Raw genomic sequence first — 22236 nt, forward strand, 5'->3', positions numbered from 1 at the left:
TTAATTTCGTGAAGATAACGCCGGAATATTCGGGTTTATTATGATGTCGGACGCCGGGGCCATTCTCCGACTTCCAGCTCCCGGATGTCCTCTCCGTCGATTACGAGCCGTATGGCCGTCCTTACCTGGTGAAAGCCAGCAATCCCTGCGGCCCCGGGATTGATATGAAGAAGACTGTTTTTTTTATCGTACATTACCTTCAGAATGTGGGAATGTCCGCATACGAAGATTTTCGGCCGGTGCATCCGCAGTTGCATTTCCACCCCGGAAGCATAGTGCCCGGGATAGCCGCCGATGTGGGTTATCATCACTGGAACCTGTTCGCATTCGAACAGCTCCCACCGCCGGAATGCCACGCGCGTCTGCCCTCCGTCGATGTTGCCGTACACGCCGTGCAGCGGCCTGAAGGCGGCAATGGCGTCGGCCGTTTCGATGGAGCCGAAGTCTCCGGCATGCCATAGTTCGTCGACGTCTTCGAAAAATTTCCGAAGAGGCTGATCGAAAATACCATGCGTGTCCGAGAGAATTCCTATGCGTTTCAAAGCCGGTGCGATCTTAAAAATTGTGCGGGAAAACGATTACCTTTGTAAAGATAACATTTTTTCTTTATGCAGACAAATATACCATTGGCGGAACGGTTGCGTCCGCAGTCGCTCGACGACTACGTCGGACAGGCCCATCTGGTCGGCGGTGGCGGGGTGTTCCGCCGCTTTCTGGAGACGGGCAACGTGCCGTCGTTTATCCTGTGGGGACCGCCGGGAGTCGGCAAGACGACGCTGGCGCGGCTGGTGGCGACGGCTCTCGACCGGAAGTTTTTCACGCTGTCGGCGGTCAATTCCGGCGTAAAAGAGGTGCGCGAAGTGATCGAGCAGGCCCGCAAGAGTCATTTCTTCAATACGCCGGCGCCGTTCCTGTTTATCGACGAAATCCACCGTTTCAACAAGTCTCAGCAGGATTCGCTGCTCGGCGCCGTCGAGCAGGGCGTGATTACGCTGATCGGCGCGACGACCGAAAATCCGTCGTTCGAAGTGATCTCGCCGCTGTTGTCGCGTTGTCAGGTCTATGTGCTGAAAGCGATGGAGGACAGCGATCTGCAACGATTGCTGGATCGCGCCGTCGCTGCCGACACGGTGCTCCGGGAGCGGGGCGTGCGGGTCGAACAGACCGGGGCGCTGTTCCGTTTCAGCGGAGGAGACGCCCGCAAGCTGCTGAACATTATCGATATTCTCTGCAATGCTACCGAGGGAGAGATCGTCATTAACGACGAAAACGTGACCGAATGTTTGCAACAAAATATCGCTTTGTACGATAAAAACGGCGAACAGCACTACGACGTAATCTCGGCTTTTATCAAATCGGTGCGCGGCAGCGATCCGAACGCGGCGATCTATTATCTCGCGCGGATGCTCGCCGGCGGCGAAGACCCGAAGTTCATCGCCCGGCGGCTGGTGATCCTGGCGTCGGAAGATATCGGTCTGGCCAATCCGAACGGGCTGTTGCTGGCCAACGCCTGTTTCGAAACGGTGCACAAGGTCGGTATGCCGGAAGCCCGCATCCCGCTGGCCGAGGCGACGATCTACCTGGCTACCAGTCCCAAGAGCAATTCGGCTTACCTGGCGATCGACCGGGCGCTGAAATTCGTGAACCAGGATACGACGAACCATCCCGTCCCGCTGCACATCCGCAATGCGCCGACCAGGCTGATGAAAAATCTCGGCTACGGCGACAATTACAAGTACGCCCACGACTTTGAAGATCACTTCGCCGACCAGGAGTTCATGCCGCAGGGCATGGAAGGCCGCCGGTTCTACGATCCGGCCGACAACCCGAAAGAGCGCGAAATTGAACAGCGGATCAAAAAACTCTGGAAAGGAAAGTATTGATAGCTAGAAGTAAATCTTCATAATATGGTATTTTAAAAAACACCTTAGAAATATTCTTTTCCGATTGTTTAATGCCGCAAAAGTTTTTTTTCAGTTCTTTTTGCGGTATTTTATTTTGCTTTTTGCGAAAGGATAATATAACTTTAAAGACAAACCAATATAAGAATGCCTAGGATCGATTGTTCTGAAAAATTTAGAATGTAATTAAATGTAAATGAATTGATGTGGATTATTGAATTTAAAGAAAAAAATTATGAAAAAAAGTATTTTGGCAGCTATCCTTTTAAGCGGAGGATTTATTGCGGTAACGATGCATATGAAGCGTAATGATCCTAATGTTGGTGATTTATTGTTAAAGAATGTGGAGGCCTTGTCTGGGGATGAAAGTTCGGAAAAATTTAAATATCCTTGTAGTAATGGGATTTATTTTGATACTTCAAAAACGATTTCCAGTGTTAGATATTGTGGATCATGTGGTTATGTTGATGCGTCGAATACATTTGATCCGAGTGAATGTTCTCTGTAATTGAAACTTGTTATTCTTCTCGAATTTATTGTATGAGAAAAGTTCTATGGGCTGTGCTGTTTGCTTCTCAGTTGTTTTCCAGTTGTCGTCAAAAGGTGACTATAACCGAGAAAATGGCTTTCCCTCAAGAAAAAAGAGTTCAAGCCGTTAAATTTCCGGTGGGTGACGTAATGAATCCTAGTTACATGATCCAAAAAGGAGATTATTTGCTTGTTCGGAGCGGACAGCCAAAAAAACAATTGTTTGTCTTTACAGTGCCGGATTTAAATTTTGTTTGTGCAACTGGAAATAAAGGGAAAGGGCCCAACGAAATTCCTTTCCCTCCGATGTTGGTCGAGTCGCGTACGGATACCCTTTATGTTTTTGGATATGCATACAGACATTTGAAGAGTTTGAAGGTGGACTCGGTAGCTTGTGTCCATTTGACCGAACGTTATGAAATTCCGTTGTACGAAGCTTTTAATCATATGCATTTGATTGATGATTCGGTGCTTTTGTATGAAACGGTTATGCTTCCTCAATATGCGGTTCACAAATATGATCTGAAAAATCGTAAAAGCATAGACGAACTGAAGATCGAACGGGAAACCCCCGAAAGTGAACTTACGTTCGATACCAGCAGGGGGTATATGGCGGCTAACGATTCGGTAATGATATACGTTTATTTGTATAAAAACCAGATCGATATTTATGATGTAAAGGATTTCAGGCTGAAGCGGCGGATCGTCGGAGTTTACAAACCTCAGAAGCCTGCATTTCGGGATGAAGAATTGTATTATTTGGGGGTTATTCCGGGGGATAAATATTTTTATGCCTTGTTCAAAGGCGCGCGAACCGAAAAAGGCGAAAACCGGAGCAATACGATCGAGGTGTACGATTACGACGGCAATCCGGTCGCTTTGTACCGGTTCGATATACCGCCGTTGTATTTTTATCCGGACGAAAAAAACAATTGTATCTACGCCACGCATCCTTCCTGCATGGATACGTTGCTCCGGTATGATTTATAAATTTTCATTTCTACCCCAAGAATCGACGTTTTCTCATTAAAGCATCGTTAAAATTGACTTTTAACGATGCTTTTATTTTGCTTTTTGCGAAAGGATAATATAACTTTAAAGACAAACCAATATAAGAATGCTTATGGATGAAGTAGAAATGTAAGAGAGAAAGCGTATGTGAAATCAAAATTGATTGAAATAGTTGTATAATTTTATTAATTAAAAAAAATGAGACTGAGAAGTTTAATGGTAATGTCTATTTTGATTGTGAAGGATATATGCAATCCACTAATGATTATACGAGAGTAATCGTTTGTGGCTGATTTCGGTCGAGTGGGGTCGAAGCGTTTGTTGGGAAAGACTCTCTAAATGTGTAAAAATGAAGTTTTCTTTCTTTTGTATTTGTTTGTTCGTCTTCTGGATTTCTTGTTCTACGAATTCCGGGACGAGTGGGGTTTTACGGAATGACAGTCTGTATGTTGTCGATGTCGATCGTGCGGAGCGAGAAAAAGTGTTATTCATGTCTTCGTTATTTCAAAAAGCGAATGCTATTGTTCTGGACACATCGGTGTGGATAGGAAGTCTTGACAAAATACAAGGTTTGAATAATCGCATCTTTATATTAGATAGACATCAAGCTAAAGGAGTATTTGAATTTACGCGTGACGGTGTATTCGTACGGCAGATCGGAAGTCGGGGGAATGGGCCGGGCGAATATATCGTTCCGGGTGATTTTTCACTGGATATGGTGAACGGTCGGATTTATATACTCGACGATCAAAAACAAACGATCAGTCAATACAATATCTCCGATGGGAAATTCCAGAAAACAATTGCATTGGACAAAGAGTCCGGGATTCGGAGCCATCGGATACAGTGGGCAGACGGATCATTGTTTGTAGATCTGTATTGTTTTGATGAGCAACCGGCTACGGATGGTTTGTTGCGGCGAATTGATCTTTCGACAGCAAAGAGTGATGGTGTTTATATGAGTTCGGCATACAATAAACAGTGGCACGATCCGGAACGGATAGATAGTAAAGTTTTTTATCCGGGAGAGAAGAATGCGTACCGATTCGTGAAACAGTTTATGGATACTGTATTTTATATCGGTTCCCAAGGAGTAATGCCTTATATGGCTTTGCAAAGCGAGGATCTGTTACGTCCGCAGGATTTAAAAGTTGTGGATATGAATTCCCGATTACCGCTGGAGGCACAACTTTTTCAGACAAACAAGATCTATGGTATCCATGATTACAGGGAACATAATCATGTTATTTATTTTCGGTATATGAAGGGAGGAACGATTGTTTTTGTTGCGTTCGACACCAGAACGGGGAATACGACGTTATTTGATTTAATGACGGATGACCTGCTTTTTAGTGAAAATGCACAGGCATTAATGCCGCAATTCGGTTGTTCGACAGGTGAGGGTGAATATTATTATTTTAATAATGCCCCTTTTATAAATTTGAAAGGATGGGTTGAAGGTGGGGTGCTGTCTCCGACATTGGAAGGGCTAGATAAATTGAAAGTTTTAAATGAAAATTCGAATCCCGTGATATTTTATTATGAGTATAAGAATTAATGGTCTTTGAAAGGTGTTTAGCCTGGCCGGCGTTTTGATTTAGTGTCGGGGGGGGCGGTATCGTCCTAACGGTAAAAGCATTGCAAAAACGACTTTTTGCAATGCTTTTATTTTGCTTTTTGCGAAAGGATAATGTAACTTTAAAGACAAACCAATATAAGAATGCCTATGGATAAAGTAGAAATGTGAGAAAAAACGTATGTAAAATCAGAGTTTATTTAAATGGTTGTGTAATCTAATGAGAATTAATTTAAAAGAATGAAAAAAAATATTATTTGCCGTAATTTCTTTTATCGTTGTTGTTTTAATCAGTGTTGCGTCGAATAACAGAAATAGTAATATTCAGGACGTTTCTCTCTTGCTGAAAAATGTTGAGGTTTTGACTGCGGGTGAAGAAGGGGGTGCTTCAGGATCTTGCCAAAAAAATGTCCCTAGTATTATGCGTGCCGATTGTGATGGAGATGGGAAATTTGAATCTACGTTTGCGATAATAACAACATATAGTTGCGAGGGAGACGGTTCAGGTCCCTGTAAGTCCGGGACAGTGAGTACTACGTATGATTGTGAGGGATATGTGACCGGTTATTCCGATCTCACTTTGGATATGGATTGTTAGTTATGCATTTGGATTATGTTTATTTTGAATGTTATGCTAAGGGTATGCTGTTTTATTGTCGTCTTTATTTTATGTGCCTGTAACAATCGCACTCGGGGTGAAACTCCTTTAACTGTAAACAACGATTTGTACGTTGTCGATATTGATCACGCTGATAGGGAAAACATTGTGTATTCCGCTGTATTCGGAAAATTGAAAACGGTGGTCTTAGGTGCAAATGACAGTGTCCTGATCGGCGAGATCAGTAAAATGCAGGTGGGTCGTGACGGTATTTTCGTGCTGGACCGGAACCAAACCAAAGGCGTTTATCTGTTTTCGAGTGACGGGGCGTTTGTCCGCCGGTTCGGCAGTGTCGGAAACGGCCCCGGAGAGTATATCGCCCCGTTCGATTTCAGCCTTGATCAAAAAAACGACGAGTTGTTTATACTCGACGGGAGCAAACAACGGATTAATAAATATGATATCGGGACGGGGAAATTTATCGGATATATTACGGTTAACCCCAAAGGCGGTACCCGGAGTTATCATATTCAGTACAATGAAGGGGCTTTGTTTGCGGACGCGTTTTTCGGACAATCTTCCAAAGAGAGTTATTTGCTGCAAAAAATAGATACTGCCACGGGCGTGCAGCAGAACGCTTATCTGAATAACCTCTATAATCAGAGGTGGGAAAATCTGCAAGAAATTGAGCCTACGGTTTTTTATTCCGTCGATCGGGAGTCCTCGCGTTTCGTAGAGCGATTTATGGATACGGTTATCTATGTTAGTTCGAAAGAGGTGAAACCGTATCTGGTAGTCAAAACGGAGAAGTGGATGCGTGCGAAAGATTGGAAAAAATTTGAAAAGGATAAGATGAGTCCGACCTTTCTAATGACACTGTTTTCTGCGGGGAAAATTTTCGGCATAAGCGATTATATCGAAAAGAAAGGGAGTTTTATTTATTTCGGGTATTACGACGGACGCAAAGCCGATGCTGTCGTGTATCATGTTAAAACGAAAGAAACCAAATTGGTCGGAGGCATTAAGGATGATCTGCTTTTTAAAAAAGATGTTTCGATGACGTTGTATACTGTTCTGGGGTGTACGACCGATAAGGGTGTCTATTTTTATGACAATAATCCGTCCGGTAATTTGAAGTCGTGTGCGGTGGACGGTGTTTTGTCTCCGAAACTGGATAATCTGGATGAGTTGAAACAGTTGGATGAAAATTCGAATCCGGTAATATTTTATTACGAATATAAAAATTAGCGGTTCTTGTAGAGAGTTTAGCCTGGCCGGCGTTTTGATTTAGTGTCGGGGGGGCGGTATCGTCCTAACGGTAAAAGCATTGCAAAAACGACTTTTTGCAATGCTTTTATTTTGTTTTTCGCTTCCAAAAGAGTAACTTCACAAAAGTTTGGCAGGATACTGCTATATATAAATGTCTGCGCGGATTATGAGAAAACTTTTATGGGTATTGTCGCTTGCCGTACCGCTCTTTTCGTGCGGCGATCGCGATACGGCCGTTACGGCGAAGCGAGCTTTCCCTCAGGAAAAAAGAATTCAAGCCGTTAAATGTCCGGTGGGTGACGTGATGGATCCTAGTTACATGATCCAAAAAGGGGATTATTTGCTTGTTCGGAGCGGACAGCCAAAAAAACAATTGTTTGTCTTTACTGTGCCGGATTTGCGGTTCGTTTGTGCGACCGGAAATCAGGGGAGAGGCCCGGAAGAATTTTCTACATTTCCTACTTTGGTAGAGTCGCGTACGGATACTTTTTATGTTTTTGGATATGCTCATAGGCATTTGAAAAGTCTTGCGGTGGACTCGGCGGCTCGTGTCCATTTGACGGAGTGTTATGAAATTCCGTTGCACGAAGTTTTTAACCATATGCATTTGATTGATGATTCGGTGCTTTTGTATGAAACGGTTATGCTTCCTCAATATGCGGTTTACAAGTATGATCTGAAAAATCGTAAAAGCATAGACGAACTGAAGATCGAACGGGAAACCCCCGAAAGTGAACTTACGTTCGATACCAGCAGGGGGTATATGGCGGCTAACGATTCGGTAATGATATACGTTTATTTGTATAAAAACCAGATCGATATTTATGATGTAAAGGATTTCAGGCTGAAGCGGCGGATCGTCGGAGTTTATAAACCTCAGAAGCCTGCATTTCGGAATAAAGAATTGTATTATTTGGGGGTTATTCCGGGGGATAAATATTTTTATGCCTTGTTCAAAGGCGAGCGAACCGAAAAAGGCGAAAACCGCAGCAATACGATCGAAGTGTACGATTACGACGGCAATCCGGTCGCTCTGTACCGGTTCGATATACCGCCGTTGTATTTTTACCCGGACGAAAAAAACAATTGTATCTACGCCACGCATCCTTCCTGCATGGATACGTTGCTCCGGTATGATTTATAAATTTTCATTTCTACCCCAAGAATCGACGTTTTCTCATTAAAGCATCGTTAAAAGTCAATTTTAACGATGCTTTAATTTTGCTTTTCGCTTCTAAAAGAGTAACTTCACGAAAGTTTGGCAGGATACTGCTATATATAAATGTCTGCGCGGATTATGAGGAAACTTTTATGGGTATTGTCGTTTGCCGTACTGTTTTTTTCGTGCGGCAACCGCGATACGGTCGTTACTGCAAAGCGGGCCTTTCCGCAGGAGAAAAAGATCCGGGCCGTCCGTATTCCGGCGGGTGAAACGATGAATCCCGGACACATGCTGCAAAAGGGGGATTATCTTCTCATTGAGAGTATTCTGTCTCCGAAAATGTTGTTCGTTTACTCCGCACCCGATTTGCGGTTTGTTTGTGCGACCGGGAATAAAGGAAACGGGCCCGATGAGTTTCCGAGTATCCCCTTTCTGATAGATTCGCAAACCGACAGCATATATGTGTTCGGTTACGGTCTTCGGTATCTCAAGTCGATGGCAGTCGATCCCGCTGCCGGTGTCCGTCTCACCGAACGGTACGCTCTCCCTTTTCACGAGGCTTTTAACAGTATGCATTTGTTGAAGGATTCTGTGCTGGTTTACCAGACCGTTATGCCTCCCCAGTATTCGATTAAAAAGTACAATCTGAGGCAAAACGAGATGATCGGCGAATTGAAAATGGAAAGAGAGAGTCCTCAAGAGGAACTTGCGTGGGATCTTAGCAGGGGCAAGATGGCTGCGAACGATTCCGTGATCGTTTATGTATATCTGTATAAAAATCAGATCGATCTGTACGATCTGGAGACTCTGGAATTGAAAAAGCGGATCGTGGGGGAGTATAAGCTTCAACAGCCGACGTTTAAAGATGAGGAATTGTATTATGTAAGCGCCTTTGCCGGTAAAAAATATTTTTATGCTCTGTTCAAAGGCGAACGGAATGCGGAAGGTAAAAATCCGAGCAATACGATCGAGGTGTACGATTACGACGGCAATCCGGTGGTTCGTTACCGGTTCGATATGCCGCCGCTGTTTTTTTATCCGGACGAGAAGAACAATTGTATCTACGCCACGCATCCTTCCTGCATGGATACGTTGCTCCGGTATGATTTGTAGGACGGCTGCCCGGTCGGCGGGAGGGGAAGTGACGATTACGTATTTTTTTGCTGTGACCGGCTGGAACCGTACAGCATTTTATCGAACTGATCGGAACGTTTGCCGACGGTTTTATTCATCCGGCAGGGTTTTGTATTTATAGAAAAATATCACGGGATTGGCATCGTCCTTCATTTTTTTCAATTTATCCGATTTGTTTAAGTTTTTGGAAAATAGATTCAGGGAAAAGCCCTCCATGAAATTTCCTATTGCATTTGTATTGACATAATAATATACACCCTCGTTACCGGCGCAGCCGAACTTAGGAAACCATACGTGCATATTATCTTTTTCAAAAAGCAGGTCGTCGGCAATCGTGTCGTATAGTTTCGTTTCGTTCGTTTCCGTATCGTACGTAGTAAAAGTCGAAGTCAGGCCGTTGCGATATACGAAGTAGATACGACCGTCGTGTTCGAAATAGCTGTTGATATCGAAAATCTTATTTTTTGAAAATATGTAATCGAATACCGAATGGATTGGAGCGTCTTTTTCAATCGATTCTATATCTTCCGCGGTCATGATATCTTCGCTTTGCAAAGAAAGGTAAGGCATTACCTTTTCGCGGCTGATGTAAATAATGGTATTCATGAATACTTGCATGAACCGTGAAGATTCTTCGTTCACGGTGTAAAAAACATGGTCATGGATATAACTGGGATTCTTCCATCCTTTGTTGTACTGCGTTGCATTTAAAAAAGTACTTTGTTGTTTGCCTTTGCAGGTGTCTAATTTTTGTAATAAAAAGTCCCGTTTCGATGGAGCCAACGTATATACGTCCGTGAAAATAACTCCGTCGTTATATTGGATGTGGTAACTTCTTATTGGATCGTCTTTATTGATTTCGAAATGTCCGAGATACTTGCCCGATGTCATTTCGTATTTATTGATCCGTTGTCTTGGCCCGTCGAGAATGTAGATGATTCTGTTTTTCTGATCCAAGGTGAAATCGAAGGGTTTTATGTATTCTCCGGGACCGGAACCGATGTTTCCTATTTGCTGAATATAGTTTCCGTTGCGCGAATATTTAAAGACGCCTTTGGAAATATTGATGTCCAAAATATAAATGATGCTGTCGTCCGCTTGTATTTTGTCTATATTTCCGATGACTTTCTCTTCCGAGTCGAGAATTATAGTTTCCAAATCACAGAAAATAGATGAGAATACAAACGATCGTTCCTTTGTTGAATGATCGAGGTCGATTGAGTATAAATTTTTGTTTTCCATGAGATTATCGTCCTGCCGCGGGCCTGAGCAGGACGATAATAGAAAACATATCGAAGATAAGCGAATGAAATGATCGAGTACGGATTTAGCGTTTTTTAGATCAAGCATGTTTAACCTTTGATTAGTTGCAATAGATAACTTCTACATTTTGCGATCCCCCCTGTCCGGTTTCCTTGGCAATCGTAGGTGTAATAAGTATATCCTTCCCAGCAACTGCCTCCGTTGCCGGCTTGGCACATATCCGTAAATGTCGTAAGCGTAGTTGCATGATTCCGCTGCAATTCGTTTTGATATTTTAATTGATGTCTTTATGAAGTATTCATTTGTGATATGAATGTATAACAAATGTATAACAAATGCAAATTAATATGTTTCGATTAACAGTTCTGGTGTCAAAGCGAAAATTAGTGGTTTTTGTAAAAAGGTCGGCTTGATTGAGGTTTTGCCTATTTTATCCGTATAAAAAAAAGCCGTAAACGGGCTTCTCCGGATGCGGTTTGCGGGGGGTATTTGTCGTATCGGGAGGTTTTGTTATCTTTACCGGATAAAATTCCGAGGATATGAACGAAGTGCTGAACCGAATTCCGAATATCAAACATACCGGCAGCGGCATGTTTTTCCTGATGGCCGGACCTTGCGTCGTCGAGGACGCGGATATGTTGAAAACCGTGGCCGAAACAGCCTGCCGGATCACCGAGCGGCTGCGTATTCCCTATATATTCAAAGCGTCGTACCGCAAGGCGAACCGTTCGCGGCTCGACTCGTTCAGCGGGATCGGCGATGAAAAGGCGCTGAAACTGCTGGCCGACATCCGGCGCGGATTCGGCGTGCCGGTAGTGACCGATATCCACAACCCGGAAGAGGCTGCGATCGCCGCCGAATACGTCGACGTGTTGCAGATACCGGCTTTCCTGTGCCGCCAGACCGATCTGCTGGTTGCCGCCGCGAAGACCGGCAAGGTCGTCAATATCAAAAAGGGACAATTTCTCGCTCCGGAAGCGATGTCCTTCGCCGCCGGGAAAGTCCGCGATGCGGGCAATCCGAACGTGATGCTGACCGACCGGGGCACGACCTTCGGTTATTACGACCTGATCGTCGATATGCGCGGCATCCCTGCGATGCAGAACCTCGGTTATCCCGTGGTTATGGACATTACCCATTCGTTGCAGCAGCCCAACCAGACGAGCGGCGTGACCGGCGGGCAGCCCGAAATGATCGAAACCATTGCGCGCGCATCGGTCGCGGCCGGCGTCGATGGTCTTTTTATCGAAACGCATCCGAACCCGGCCATTGCGAAAAGCGACGGGGCGAATATGCTGGCGCTGGATCGACTGGAAAGTCTTCTCGAACGGCTGGCGCGGATTCGGGAGACGATCAACGCATTCGGAAAATAGTCTTCGGACGGAGTGCCGCGCGGCGGCGCCCGTTCGTAAAATGACCATAAAAACCTCTTTCCGGACATTGCGCGTTCGCGGGAAGGAAAGTAATTTTGCGGAATGAAAAAAAATTGGAAAGTCATTGCGGTTTCCGCGGGCGGGGTGTTGGTGCTCGCCGTACTCGTTGTTTTGGCGCTGAACCGCAGCGGAGCGCCGTCCGAATCCGACGCCCTCGTTGATGTGCCTCAGGAAGATACGACCGTCCTGCTTTACGGAATCGACGTCGGGAAATACGACCTTGCCGAGAATACCGTGGAATTCGGCGAAACGATCGGGCAGATTTTCGGTCGTTACGGCGTGGGGCCCGGCCTGGTCGATCAGATTGCCCGGAAGTCGGAGCCCGTGTTCAGCCTGCGCGGGATCAAGGCGGGGCAGAAATATACCACCTTCCAGACGAAAGACTCGGCGGCCCGGCTGGCCTATTTCGTGTACGAGGCTTCGATGACCGATTACCTGGTGTTCGACCTGAGCGGGGATTCGGTGCGGGTCTATATGGATACGAAGAACGTGACCGTCAAACGGCGGATGAAGACGGCCACCATTACGTCGTCTTTGTGGAATTGCATGATCGACAATGGGATGAGTCCGATGCTGGCGATGGATCTGTCGGATATTTACGCCTGGTCGATCGACTTTTTCGGGATTCAGGAAGGCGATAACTTTACGGTGATCTATGACCAGAAATACGTGGATACGGTTGAAATCGGTCACGGGACGATCTGGGGCGCGCGATTCGAACACGGCGGAAAGAACTATTATGCGATCCCGTTCATGCAGGACGGCAAAGTGAGTTACTGGGACGAACAGGGGCAGAGCCTGCGTAAGAACCTGCTGAAAGCTCCGTTGAAATACAGCCGGATCAGTTCGCGCTTTTCGGCTTCGCGGCTGCACCCGATATTGCGTATCCGGCGTCCGCACTACGGGGTGGATTACGCCGCGCCTTCCGGTACGCCGGTCGTAGCGGTCGGAGACGGCGTGGTGATCGCCAAAGGATATGGCGGCGGAGGCGGTAATACGTTGAAAATTAAACACAATTCGGGACAGTTGGTTTCGGGCTATCTGCATTTGAAGGGGTATGCGAAAGGGATTAATAAGGGAACCCGAGTGCGTCAGGGACAGTTGATCGGTTACGTCGGTGCGACGGGATTGGCCACCGGGCCGCACCTGGATTTCCGGTTGTGGCGCAACGGGACGCCGATCGACCCGTTAAAAGTGCCCACCGAGCCGGCCGAACCGGTTCGCGCCGCCAACAAGCAGGCGTTCGACGGAGTCCGCGACCGGATCATGGCCGAGTTGAACGGCACGTTGGCCGATAGCCTGAAAGTCACGTCGTTCGCTCCGGCCGCCGATACGTCGCGCGCGGCGAACCCCGATTCGGTGAAACAGACTCCGGCCCGATGATCGACGAACGGATCGCGAAATTTCTCGCGGAGCATCATGTGCTGACGCTGGCGACGGAGGATGAGGAGGGGCCGTATTGTTGCAACTTGTTTTACGTTTACCTGCCGCAGCGCAACTGGTTCGTGGCGACTTCGGCCGCCGATACGCTGCATGTGCGGCAGGCGACGCGGAATCCGCGGGTCGCCGCGTCCGTGGTGCTCGAAACCTCGGTCGTCGGCAAGGTGCGGGGATTGCAGTTGCGCGGTACGATGGCACGGCCGGAAGGGGAGGAGCGTCGGGTCGCCCGGAATGCTTACCTCAGGCGGTTTCCGTTTGCGGCGGTGATGGATCTGGAGCTGTGGATCATCCGCCCCGTTTTTTTCAAGTACACGGACAACCGGCTCGGTTTCGGAAAAAAAATAATATGGGAAAACGATACGAACAGTTGAATTGAATACGCTGAAAGACAAACGAATTACGGTTACCGGAGGAACCGGATTGGTGGGTAGTCACCTCGTTGCCGAACTGCTCCGCGCCGGGTGCACGGTGAGGATGTTGGTACGCGATATAAAGCGGCAACAGTTGTTGCACCGGACGCTGGAGCGCATGGGTGTTTCGTCTTTTTACGACCGGATCGAATTTCGGGAAACGGCGCTGAATAACCCGCATGCGCTGCGTGAAGCGGTGGAGGGAACCGACGTGCTGTTCCACTGTGCGGCGCAGGTTTCTTTCGATCCGGAAAGGTCGGACGAAATTATCGTTGCGAATACCGAACTGGCGACGCATGTCGTGAACGCCTGCCTCGACAGCGGGGTCGGCTTGCTGGTGCATGTCAGTTCCGTGGCGACGCTCGGCCCGGCCCGGCCCGGGGAGAAGCTGGTCGATGAAACGTGCATACCGGACAGTCTGGTCGGATTGTCGGCCTATTCGGTCAGTAAGTTCTATGCGGAAAATATCGTCCGGCGGGGCGCCCTGCAGGGGTTGCGGACGGTTGTCGTCAATCCGTCGATCGTTATCGGCGAAGGGGACTGGAAATCGGGAAGTTCCCAGTTGATCGCATTCGGTGCCCACGGGAACTTTTTCTATACGAAAGGCGTAAAGGGGTACGTGGATGTCCGGGACGTGGCGCGGGCGACGGTTTTGTTGGCCGAAGTGCCGGAAGCTGTCGGACAGCGGTATATTCTTTCCGCCGAAAACCTTCCGTTCAAAGCGTTTTTTTCGATCGTCGCCGAGACGGCCGGCCGCCGTTTGCCGCGCATTTGTATCGGAACCCGTGCGCTGAACCTGGCCGCCGCCGCCGAGCGGGAACTTCGGCGGGTGACCCGGCACAAGCAGCTCCTGTCCGAATCGATCCTGTCCAGCGCCGTCAGCAGTTCGTATTACAGCAATGAAAAGGTGTTGCGGACGCTCGATTTCGAATTTACCCCGGTGCAGGAGACGCTGCGAAGAGTCACCCGGGCCTATCTGGAAGAGAAGAAGAGATGAACCGTATCGCTGTGATTATCGTGGCCGGAGGTAGCGGCTCGCGGATGGGCGCCGAGGTTCCCAAGCAGTTCCTGGTGCTCGACGGGTTGCCGATCCTGATGCATACGATCCGGCGTTTCGCCGAGACGCTGGCGGATGCCCGGACGATCGTCGTACTGCCCGCAGCGCATATCGGCTATTGGCGGAATCTTTGCCGCGAATACGCTTTTACGACGCCGCATGAAGTCTGCGAGGGCGGAGCGACCCGTTTCGAGTCGGTGCGCCGCGGATTGGATCATGCGGGCGATGCCGGACTGGTCGCCGTACACGACGGCGTGCGGCCGCTGGTCGGCCGGGAAGTGATTCTGCGGGCCGTGCGGGATGCGCAGGCCTACGGGGCCGTGATTCCGGTCGTCGTACCGGTCGATTCGCTGCGGCGGATCGCGGACGGGGGCAGCAACATCGTAGACCGTTCTGCGTTCCGCATCGTCCAGACTCCGCAGGTTTTCCGCACGGAAATTCTCCGGAAAGCCTATCGACAGCCTTTTCGGGACTCTTTTACCGACGATGCGAGCGTGGTCGAGGCGGACGGCGGACGGATATATCTTTGCGAAGGTTCTTATATGAATATCAAAATTACTACGCCGGTCGATATCGTGACGGCCGAGGCGTTGCTGAAAGTCCGATAGTACCGCCGCGTCAGTCCGTTCCGCCCGTACCTTGGGTCTTTTTAGAGAATCCGTGGATTACTGTTTGTGCATGAATTTTTTCTTGATCCAGCGCGGGAAGATGATCGCGCCGATGGCGAGGTAGGGGTAGTAAGTTACCCCGCGCCACAGCAGGGCGATCAGCGTGGCCGCTCCCAACTGCATCGCCGGCGAAACGCTGATCAGGTCGCTGCAATAGCTCGAAAATACGTATTCTGCGAAGCCGCTTCCGCCGGGGGTAGGCATCACCAGCATCATGATCCAGATCACCAGCTGCCGCGCGAACAGCAGGAATTGGTCGCTGACTGCGAAAAAGGCCATGATCAGCGCATTGGCCACCAGGTAGCGCGAACTCCACGACAGGAAGGTCGAAGAACACGCTTTCAGCCAAAATTTGTAGTTGTAGCGCCGGATTTCGTGCGACGAGCGGATGATGTCCGTGCCGGTCTGTCCGGCCGCATGGTACCAGCGGCGCAGGAATTTCAGTTTGAAAACTTTCAACAGCAGCCATTTCAGCCCGCGCGGATTGACGAACAGCCCGTACGAAAGCACCAGCACGAATCCCAGTTTCAGGAAATAGCCGGTCAGCGCGATTCCCATCAGGCTGCGCGTAAGCACTCCGGAAGAGGTTGAAACGTCGAAAAGTTCCGACGGGCCGACGATCAGTATCAGCAGCGGGAACATCACGATGAAATAGAGTTCGTCGAGGAACGAGGTGAGCATTACGATCGCCGAGCTGCGCCCGACGCTGATCCCTTCTTTGTGGACGTAGATGATCGCGACGCTGGTGCCCCCGACGGCCGACGGCGTGATCGCCGACGTGAACTCCCACAGCATGATGACCCGGAACGCCTGCCGCCACGAAAGCTGGTTGTTGCTGAGGATGCGGATACGGATGATGTAGCCGATGTCGCGGCCGAACATGAACACCACGGCCATAACGAGCCAGAACACCATGTGCCACGAGAAAGTGATTCCGGAAAACACCTGGATGTCGAAGTCTTTCCACAGCATGTACCCTACCGCTCCCAATCCGATGAGGATCGGATAGAAAGCGTTCGAAAGCCGTATCTTGCTCAACGGGCTTTTCGGCGGATGCTGCGGCTCCGGGGTATTTTCGGGTCGGTTGTTCATTGTCTGTTTACCGGTTGTCCGGGACTTTTCCGGACGGTACCATTTTATTGAGTTTATCCCCGCGTCGTACCGGCGAAGGGGTTTTTACGGAACAATAGACGCCCTGAGGAACCCGTTCGGCGGATTTCAGGGCTACCCGGATGTCTTCGGCCGTGAATTCCAACACTCCGGTCGTCTCTCCGGTGATGAAAACTTCCTCTCCGGCTTCCAGCGGAGCCGCTTCGACCAGGATCTCCGCTACGCCGATCCGGGAGAAGTAATTCGTTACCTTGCCGACGTACACCTTGCGCATCGTGGCGGACGACCCGTAGTGACTGCTCCACTGTCCGGCCCGTTCGCCGAGGTAGTACCCGCCCCAGAAACCGCGGTTGAATACGGTCTGCAGCCGCTGCTTCCATGCCTCGGCCTTTTCCGGGGTATACGTTCCGGCTTCGATCGCCCGCAGCGCTTCGTCGTAGCATTCGACGACCCGTTTGACGTATTCCGCCGAACGGGCCCGGCCCTCGATCTTCAGCACCCGCACTCCGGCCTCCAGGAAACGGTCGAGGAAATCGACCGTGCAGAGGTCCTTCGGCGACATGATATAATGGTTCTCGATCTCCAGTTCTTCGCCGGTATCTTTGTCCCTGACCTCGTAAGCCCTGCGGCAGATCTGGCGACAGCTTCCCCGGTTTGCCGAACAGTTCGTGTGGTGCAGGCTCAGGTAGCATTTGCCGGAGATGGCCATGCAGAGCGCACCGTGCGCGAACATTTCGATTTTGACCGGTTTGCCGTGCGGACCGCGGATATCCCGCTCGAGAATGCCGCGGCGGATCGCCTGCACCTGCGCGAGGCTCAATTCGCGTGCCAGTACCACCACGTCGGCATATTGCGCGTAAAATGCGACCGATTCGATGTTCGACACGTTCAGTTGCGTGGAGATGTGGACTTCGAGACCGATCGATCGGGCGTAGAAAATCGCCGCCTGATCCGATGCGATCACGGCGTCCACGCCTTCCCGTCGGGCCCTGTCCAGAATCCGGCGCATTTCGGGCAGGTCTTCGTCGTATAGGATCGTATTGACGGTCAGGTAAGTGCGGATGCCGTTCTCGCGGGCGGTCGCGACGATCCTTGCCAGGTCGTCCAGCGTGAAGTTGAACGACGACCGGGCGCGCATGTTCAGTTGTTCGACGCCGAAATAGATCGAATCGGCTCCGGCCTGCACGGCCGCCGCCAGCGATTCGTAGCAGCCTACCGGCGCCATGATCTCGATTTCGTCGCGTTTTATCTTTTCCATCGTTTTGCAGTTGGGGCGCGTTGTCCCCGTTTTTTCGAAAGGCCCGTTATTTTTTGCGGTTCAACAGGGTTTCGCTCAGTTCCTGCAGCGGGACGATGCGTTCGATCCCGACTTCCAGGCTGTTGAGGATTCGGTCGGCATTGCGGAAATAGTCGGCGATCGCCTTTTCGGTGATCTTCCGGACTCCCAGCCGGTCGTAGATGCCACGCACGGTTTCGATTTTCTCCGCCGCCGACATGCCGCCGTCGTGCAGCCGCGCGAGCAGTTCGCCGCGGGTGGCCGCATCGGCGGTTTTCAGCGCCGTAGTCAGCAGGAACGTTTTTTTGCCGGCCAGGATATCCCCGCCGATCGGTTTGCCGAATACGGCGGCATCGCCGTACGTGTCGAACAGGTCGTCCTGCAGTTGGAAAGCCAGTCCGACGTTGATCCCGAAGTTGTATAACAGTTCGGCCTGCCACGGTTGGGCTTCCGCGCAGATTGCCCCGAGTTTGAGCGCGCCGGCCAACAGCACGCCCGTTTTCAGCCGGATCATCTCCAGGTACCGGTCGACCGTTACGTCGTCGCGCGATTCGAAGTCCATGTCGTACTGCTGTCCTTCGCAGACGCCGATGGCCGTTTCGTTGAACGTTTCGAGTAGCTGCGGCAGCACTCTCCGGTCGCATCCGCACAACAGTTTATAAGCGTAGATCATCATTGCGTCGCCGGACAGGATCGCCACGTTGTCGTTCCAGCGCGTATGCACGGCCGGTTTGCCGCGACGGGTGTCGGAACGGTCCATGATGTCGTCGTGCAGCAGCGTGAAGTTGTGGAACACTTCGACGGCGAGAGCGGCCGGTTTGGCGCAGTCGATCTCATCGCGGAACAGGTTGCAGGCCATCAGCAGCGCGACCGGACGGATTCGTTTGCCGCCCTCTTCGAGCGAATAGACGATCGGAGCGTACAGCAGTTCGGGCTGCTGCGGATATTTCAGGTTTTTGATTTCGTTCTGAACGATATCGGCCAGTTCGTGGAAAGAGTACATAATGCCGGATTTTAAGGGTCTTCCGTTTGATTCGGATGCAAAGTTAAGAAAAAAACGTTACGGCCGTACCGGGGCGTCCGGCGGAACGTTGCCGCCGGACGCGCAATCTGTCCGGATTGCGAAATAATATCGGCGCGTCGCCGTTATTTTCAAACCGGATGCTTGCAGGGATGATTTTTTTTGTATATTTGAAAGACATTTTACGTGATTCGCAACCATTTGAAATAATTAAATAATTTAAAACCTGATTTAACAGATGAAAAAAGTAGCAGTTGGCGTGGATATCGGAGGTACCAATTCCGCCTATGGTTTAGTCGACGAGCAGGGGAATATTTTGAGCGAGGGCGTATTTCCGACCCGCAATTTCCCGGATTCGGATCTTTATATCGAAGAGTTGTATATCGGAATCCAGAATCTGCTGAAGACGGCCGGAGAAGAGTACGAACTGATCGGAGTGGGTATCGGCGCGCCCAACGGCAACTTTTATAAAGGAACGATCGAATTCGCGCCCAACTTACCGTGGAAGGGCACGGTGAATTTGGTCGAAAAAATGAAGCGTTTCTTCCCGACGCTGCCGGTGATCGTTACCAACGACGCCAATGCGGCGGCCGTCGGCGAAATGGTATACGGCGGCGCGCGCGGCATGAAGGACTTTTTGGTCGTGACGCTCGGCACGGGACTCGGCAGCGGGTTCGTAGCCAACGGCCAGTTGATTTACGGGCACGACGGTTTCGCCGGCGAGCTCGGGCACGTGACGGTCAGCCATACGGGGCGCGTCTGCGGATGCGGTCGCAAGGGATGTCTCGAAACTTATGTTTCGGCGACCGGGATCAAACGAACGATTTTCAAGCTGATGGCCGACAGCATCGAGGACAGCGAATTCCGGCATGTGACGTTTACCGACCTGACTGCCGAAATGATTACCAAAGCGGCGCTCAACGGCGACCCGTTGGCAATCGAAGCGTACGAATACACCGGCATGTTGCTCGGACGCGCGCTGGCTGATGCGGTGAGCATCACCAGTCCCGAGGCGATCTTCCTGTTCGGCGGATTGGCCAAGGCCGGCAAGTATATTTTCGAGCCGACGAAGAAATACATGGAGATGAACATGATGCCGATTTTCCGCAACAAGGTGAAATTGTTGCCGTCCGGTATCGACGGGAAAAACGCCGCCGTTCTCGGGGCGTCGGCTCTCGCATGGCAGCATGTGCAAAACAAGGGATAAATATTCCCATACTGTTATGTGTGCAAACTAGAGTGAGCCTGACAGATACGACTGTCCGGTAAGAGGTCGGGCCTTTCCGGAAATTGGTTTTTGAAAGCCCTCCCCATTCGGGGAGCGGCTTTTTTTACGATTCTACCGAGATTTCTGTTAGTTAAAATACTTTCGCCATAAAAAAATGCCGATCTACCTTTTGTTCGGAATCGCTGTCCTGGAATCTTGGGAATTGCAGAAGCCCAAAGTCCGAACGGTCGAAAAGCAGGAGTTTGCCCACCTGAACTCGCTAACGCTGGAAATCGAGCGGATCGATCTCGCGGCCAGAATCGTAGGGGCGGATCGGATCGCGGATTCTTTTTCGGGCTGTGGCGTTTGAAGGACGCGTATTTGCTCCCCGGTTTGAAATGTTCGGATTTCGATATGCGATCTCTACCGATTGAGGAGTCTATGAACGCGCGGATGCGGGACGGGAAGTAGAGAATTTTCGCGCTTCGGCGATCCTCGTTTCCCGAAAATAACGTATCTTGCGAAGGTCATGTAGGCTGGAATCGGTATCCTGTTTGCTGGGTAACGATCCGGAACGCAAGAAAAATCAAATTTCGAAAGATATGAAAAGTGTTAAGGAAAGTCTGCTGGAGCGCCGGTCGATCCGGCGTTACGAACGCCAGCCGATCGAACCGGAAAAACTGAATTTTATTTACGAAGCGATCCGCAACGCGCCGACCAGTTACAACGGTCAGCAGTTTTCGGTAATCGCCGTTACCGACCAGGCTCTGAAAGAGCAATTGTACGAGATTACCGGACAGAAACAGATCAAGACGTCGGCCGTTTTCATGGTCTTCTGCATGGATTTTCATAAACTGCGGCTCGCGGCCAAACAGAAGGGCGTCGATACGCCGGCGTTCGACGCTACGATCGACGGTTATACGGTCGGCGTGATCGACGCTTCGCTGGCGATGATGAGCGCCGTGACGGCCGCCGAATCGCTCGGACTGGGCTGCTGCTGCGTCGGGTATATCCGCACGGCCGATCCCGAAAAGGTTTCGCAGATGCTGGCGTTGCCGCGGGGCGTTTCGATCGTCTGCGGACTCGCCGTCGGCTATCCGCGCGAGAAGCCCGATCTGAAACCGAAGCTGCCGTTGCCGCTGGTCGTTCACGAGAACCGGTATTGCGCCGATGACCGGATGCTGCCGCTGCTCGATCGTTATGACAAGGAGGTCACCGAATTCAACTGTTGCCGTGCGGGCGACCGTACAGACAACGACTGGGCCTGCCACATCGCCGATTATCACCGCCATTCGATGGAGCATTCGATCCGGGAATACCTCGAAAAACAGATCGGTCTGAAATAATTTCGCATCGTCGCGAAGTGTATAAACCGAACCGGGACGCTCATCGCGAGCGTCCCGGTTTTAATTTCGTCGGTTCAGGCTGTTTTTTCGAACAGGATGTGAATCCATATCGGCCTGTTGCGGCCGTACAGTTTGTACTGAATCTGGTTCAATGCGCGTGCGACGAAACAGAGCGCCCATTGTATTCGGTCGATCTTCGGTCGGACGAGTTTTTCGCCGCAGCGGATGCATCCTTCCTCCTGTTCGTAGCTGCCGTAGGGATATCCGCACAGGCGGTAGATCGCCACCGACAGCGGGTTGGTGACGGCCTGTCCGCGTCCTGTGAGCCGGATCTCGCGGGGCGTCATGCCGGGGAACAGGGCGGTCAGCCGCTGCCGGTCGAAACGGTTCAGGTGGCCGGTCGTCGGATTGACCGCGCCGCACCGTAGGCAACGGGTGCGGTTGGCGCGCAGATCCTGCCGGTAGGGAACGCCGATTACCGCGTAGCGCGATGCGACGCGGACGATCTCGTTGCAGGCCTGCTGCAATTTTTCGGGCGGGACGTGTTCCAGCACTTCGGTGCAGAAAACGGTATCGAACGCATTGTCCGCGAAACGGAGTCCGGTAACGTCGCCCTGTACGGCCGTGATGCCGGGCGCGTCGATTTCGGGTTTCGTAAGGTCGAGCGCTACCACTTCCGGGTACAGGGCGGTGAGTTTCCGCGATAGGTAACAGTCCCGCGCGCCGATCTCGAGCACCCGTTTCCCTTTCGGGGTCAGCGACATCAGGTCTGCGATGCGGAGTTGTTCGCGGACCGTGCCGCGTTGCCTGGCTATATCGAACATAG

The 22236-nt window shown here is 50.6% G+C and carries 21 protein-coding genes; 15 read left to right on the plus strand and 6 right to left on the minus strand.

Annotated elements, in window-relative coordinates:
• Positions 1-38: 38 nt before the first annotated feature.
• Positions 39-542: a metallophosphoesterase family protein gene (locus GFH31_RS09590; RefSeq protein ID WP_055202267.1), complete on the minus strand. Its 504-nt coding sequence runs from the start codon at positions 540-542 to the stop codon at positions 39-41.
• A 66-nt stretch (positions 543-608) separates the two neighbouring features.
• On the opposite strand from GFH31_RS09590, the gene GFH31_RS09595 reads away from it, so the two are divergent.
• The 7 genes from GFH31_RS09595 (at position 609) to GFH31_RS09625 (ending at position 9158) form a co-directional block, all read left to right on the plus strand.
• Entirely contained in the window at positions 609-1883 is a 1275-nt protein-coding gene (locus GFH31_RS09595; protein ID WP_055202265.1) for a replication-associated recombination protein A, read from the plus strand.
• Between the two features lie 253 nt (positions 1884-2136).
• The gene (locus GFH31_RS09600; protein ID WP_147386992.1) at positions 2137-2409 is read left to right on the plus strand and encodes a hypothetical protein; all 273 of its coding nucleotides are present in this window, start codon (positions 2137-2139) and stop codon (positions 2407-2409) included.
• 32 nt (positions 2410-2441) lie between these two features.
• Positions 2442-3419, plus strand: a complete 978-nt coding sequence (locus GFH31_RS09605) for a BF3164 family lipoprotein (protein ID WP_172970734.1) — start codon at positions 2442-2444, stop codon at positions 3417-3419.
• Positions 3420-3789: 370 nt separating this feature from the next.
• Entirely contained in the window at positions 3790-4998 is a 1209-nt protein-coding gene (locus GFH31_RS09610) for a 6-bladed beta-propeller (RefSeq protein ID WP_153497823.1), read from the plus strand.
• 742 nt (positions 4999-5740) lie between these two features.
• Entirely contained in the window at positions 5741-6862 is a 1122-nt protein-coding gene (locus GFH31_RS09615) for a 6-bladed beta-propeller (protein WP_220452665.1), read from the plus strand.
• Between the two features lie 187 nt (positions 6863-7049).
• Positions 7050-8027 (plus strand): BF3164 family lipoprotein, encoded by a 978-nt coding sequence (locus GFH31_RS09620; protein ID WP_194285229.1) that lies wholly within the window; start codon positions 7050-7052, stop codon positions 8025-8027.
• 153 nt (positions 8028-8180) lie between these two features.
• On the plus strand, positions 8181-9158 hold the full coding sequence (locus GFH31_RS09625; protein ID WP_172970737.1) for a BF3164 family lipoprotein: 978 nt from the start codon (positions 8181-8183) through the stop codon (positions 9156-9158).
• A gap of 111 nt (positions 9159-9269) precedes the next feature.
• Here the strand turns inward: GFH31_RS09625 and GFH31_RS09630 are convergent, their stop codons facing one another.
• Positions 9270-10421, minus strand: coding sequence for a 6-bladed beta-propeller (locus tag GFH31_RS09630; RefSeq protein WP_228385754.1), 1152 nt, complete (start codon positions 10419-10421; stop codon positions 9270-9272).
• A gap of 560 nt (positions 10422-10981) precedes the next feature.
• Between GFH31_RS09630 and kdsA the strand changes: the two genes are divergently transcribed.
• From kdsA to GFH31_RS09655, 5 genes are all read left to right on the plus strand, one after another.
• Positions 10982-11815, plus strand: a complete 834-nt coding sequence (kdsA, locus tag GFH31_RS09635; RefSeq protein ID WP_101571481.1) for a 3-deoxy-8-phosphooctulonate synthase — start codon at positions 10982-10984, stop codon at positions 11813-11815.
• Between the two features lie 102 nt (positions 11816-11917).
• A complete protein-coding gene (locus GFH31_RS09640; RefSeq protein WP_101571479.1) occupies positions 11918-13258 on the plus strand; it encodes a peptidoglycan DD-metalloendopeptidase family protein in 1341 nt (446 codons plus the stop codon).
• A complete protein-coding gene (locus tag GFH31_RS09645) occupies positions 13255-13686 on the plus strand; it encodes a pyridoxamine 5'-phosphate oxidase family protein (RefSeq protein WP_101571477.1) in 432 nt (143 codons plus the stop codon). The genes GFH31_RS09640 and GFH31_RS09645 overlap by 4 nt, the downstream gene beginning before the upstream one ends.
• A gap of 1 nt (position 13687) precedes the next feature.
• On the plus strand, positions 13688-14722 hold the full coding sequence (locus GFH31_RS09650) for an NAD-dependent epimerase/dehydratase family protein (RefSeq protein WP_153497827.1): 1035 nt from the start codon (positions 13688-13690) through the stop codon (positions 14720-14722).
• Entirely contained in the window at positions 14719-15390 is a 672-nt protein-coding gene (locus GFH31_RS09655) for a 2-C-methyl-D-erythritol 4-phosphate cytidylyltransferase (RefSeq protein ID WP_055202245.1), read from the plus strand. Before GFH31_RS09650 ends, GFH31_RS09655 begins: the two co-directional genes overlap by 4 nt.
• 57 nt (positions 15391-15447) lie before the next feature.
• Here the strand turns inward: GFH31_RS09655 and GFH31_RS09660 are convergent, their stop codons facing one another.
• Genes GFH31_RS09660 through GFH31_RS09670 form a run of 3 tightly spaced genes read right to left on the minus strand, consistent with a single transcriptional unit; the run spans position 15448 to position 18839 of the window.
• Positions 15448-16542: a YbhN family protein gene (locus GFH31_RS09660; RefSeq protein WP_081032486.1), complete on the minus strand. Its 1095-nt coding sequence runs from the start codon at positions 16540-16542 to the stop codon at positions 15448-15450.
• Between the two features lie 7 nt (positions 16543-16549).
• Positions 16550-17809: a peptidase U32 family protein gene (locus tag GFH31_RS09665; RefSeq protein ID WP_101571651.1), complete on the minus strand. Its 1260-nt coding sequence runs from the start codon at positions 17807-17809 to the stop codon at positions 16550-16552.
• A 55-nt stretch (positions 17810-17864) separates the two neighbouring features.
• Positions 17865-18839 (minus strand): polyprenyl synthetase family protein, encoded by a 975-nt coding sequence (locus GFH31_RS09670; protein ID WP_055202243.1) that lies wholly within the window; start codon positions 18837-18839, stop codon positions 17865-17867.
• A 256-nt stretch (positions 18840-19095) separates the two neighbouring features.
• On the opposite strand from GFH31_RS09670, the gene GFH31_RS09675 reads away from it, so the two are divergent.
• From GFH31_RS09675 to GFH31_RS09685, 3 genes are all read left to right on the plus strand, one after another.
• Positions 19096-20064, plus strand: a complete 969-nt coding sequence (locus GFH31_RS09675) for an ROK family protein (protein WP_055202241.1) — start codon at positions 19096-19098, stop codon at positions 20062-20064.
• Positions 20065-20239: 175 nt separating this feature from the next.
• Entirely contained in the window at positions 20240-20434 is a 195-nt protein-coding gene (locus GFH31_RS09680; RefSeq protein ID WP_153497829.1) for a hypothetical protein, read from the plus strand.
• 232 nt (positions 20435-20666) lie between these two features.
• Positions 20667-21410 carry a nitroreductase family protein gene (locus GFH31_RS09685; RefSeq protein ID WP_153497830.1) on the plus strand — a complete coding sequence of 248 codons (744 nt, stop codon included), beginning with the start codon at positions 20667-20669 and terminating at the stop codon, positions 21408-21410.
• A 74-nt stretch (positions 21411-21484) separates the two neighbouring features.
• Here the strand turns inward: GFH31_RS09685 and GFH31_RS09690 are convergent, their stop codons facing one another.
• The gene (locus GFH31_RS09690; RefSeq protein ID WP_055202237.1) at positions 21485-22234 is read right to left on the minus strand and encodes a class I SAM-dependent methyltransferase; all 750 of its coding nucleotides are present in this window, start codon (positions 22232-22234) and stop codon (positions 21485-21487) included.
• Between the last annotated feature and the right edge of the window lie 2 nt (positions 22235-22236).

The sequence above is a fragment of the Alistipes sp. dk3624 genome (assembly GCF_009557455.1).
Lineage (GTDB): Bacteria > Bacteroidota > Bacteroidia > Bacteroidales > Rikenellaceae > Alistipes_A > Alistipes_A hominis.

What these genes read in the sequence shown, in the direction of transcription:
- GFH31_RS09625 (WP_172970737.1), top strand. Translation starts at nt 8,181, where the DNA reads ATGAGGAAACTTTTATGGGTATTGTCGTTTGCCGTACTGTTTTTTTCG.
- GFH31_RS09600 (WP_147386992.1), top strand. Translation starts at nt 2,137, where the DNA reads ATGAAAAAAAGTATTTTGGCAGCTATCCTTTTAAGCGGAGGATTTATT.
- kdsA (WP_101571481.1), top strand. Translation starts at nt 10,982, where the DNA reads ATGAACGAAGTGCTGAACCGAATTCCGAATATCAAACATACCGGCAGC.
- GFH31_RS09680 (WP_153497829.1), top strand. Translation starts at nt 20,240, where the DNA reads ATGCCGATCTACCTTTTGTTCGGAATCGCTGTCCTGGAATCTTGGGAA.
- GFH31_RS09675 (WP_055202241.1), top strand. Translation starts at nt 19,096, where the DNA reads ATGAAAAAAGTAGCAGTTGGCGTGGATATCGGAGGTACCAATTCCGCC.
- GFH31_RS09660 (WP_081032486.1), bottom strand. Translation starts at nt 16,542, where the DNA reads ATGAACAACCGACCCGAAAATACCCCGGAGCCGCAGCATCCGCCGAAA.
- GFH31_RS09605 (WP_172970734.1), top strand. Translation starts at nt 2,442, where the DNA reads ATGAGAAAAGTTCTATGGGCTGTGCTGTTTGCTTCTCAGTTGTTTTCC.
- GFH31_RS09670 (WP_055202243.1), bottom strand. Translation starts at nt 18,839, where the DNA reads ATGTACTCTTTCCACGAACTGGCCGATATCGTTCAGAACGAAATCAAA.
- GFH31_RS09685 (WP_153497830.1), top strand. Translation starts at nt 20,667, where the DNA reads ATGAAAAGTGTTAAGGAAAGTCTGCTGGAGCGCCGGTCGATCCGGCGT.
- GFH31_RS09640 (WP_101571479.1), top strand. Translation starts at nt 11,918, where the DNA reads ATGAAAAAAAATTGGAAAGTCATTGCGGTTTCCGCGGGCGGGGTGTTG.
- GFH31_RS09620 (WP_194285229.1), top strand. Translation starts at nt 7,050, where the DNA reads ATGAGAAAACTTTTATGGGTATTGTCGCTTGCCGTACCGCTCTTTTCG.
- GFH31_RS09655 (WP_055202245.1), top strand. Translation starts at nt 14,719, where the DNA reads ATGAACCGTATCGCTGTGATTATCGTGGCCGGAGGTAGCGGCTCGCGG.
- GFH31_RS09595 (WP_055202265.1), top strand. Translation starts at nt 609, where the DNA reads ATGCAGACAAATATACCATTGGCGGAACGGTTGCGTCCGCAGTCGCTC.
- GFH31_RS09645 (WP_101571477.1), top strand. Translation starts at nt 13,255, where the DNA reads ATGATCGACGAACGGATCGCGAAATTTCTCGCGGAGCATCATGTGCTG.
- GFH31_RS09690 (WP_055202237.1), bottom strand. Translation starts at nt 22,234, where the DNA reads ATGTTCGATATAGCCAGGCAACGCGGCACGGTCCGCGAACAACTCCGC.
- GFH31_RS09610 (WP_153497823.1), top strand. Translation starts at nt 3,790, where the DNA reads ATGAAGTTTTCTTTCTTTTGTATTTGTTTGTTCGTCTTCTGGATTTCT.
- GFH31_RS09630 (WP_228385754.1), bottom strand. Translation starts at nt 10,421, where the DNA reads ATGGAAAACAAAAATTTATACTCAATCGACCTCGATCATTCAACAAAG.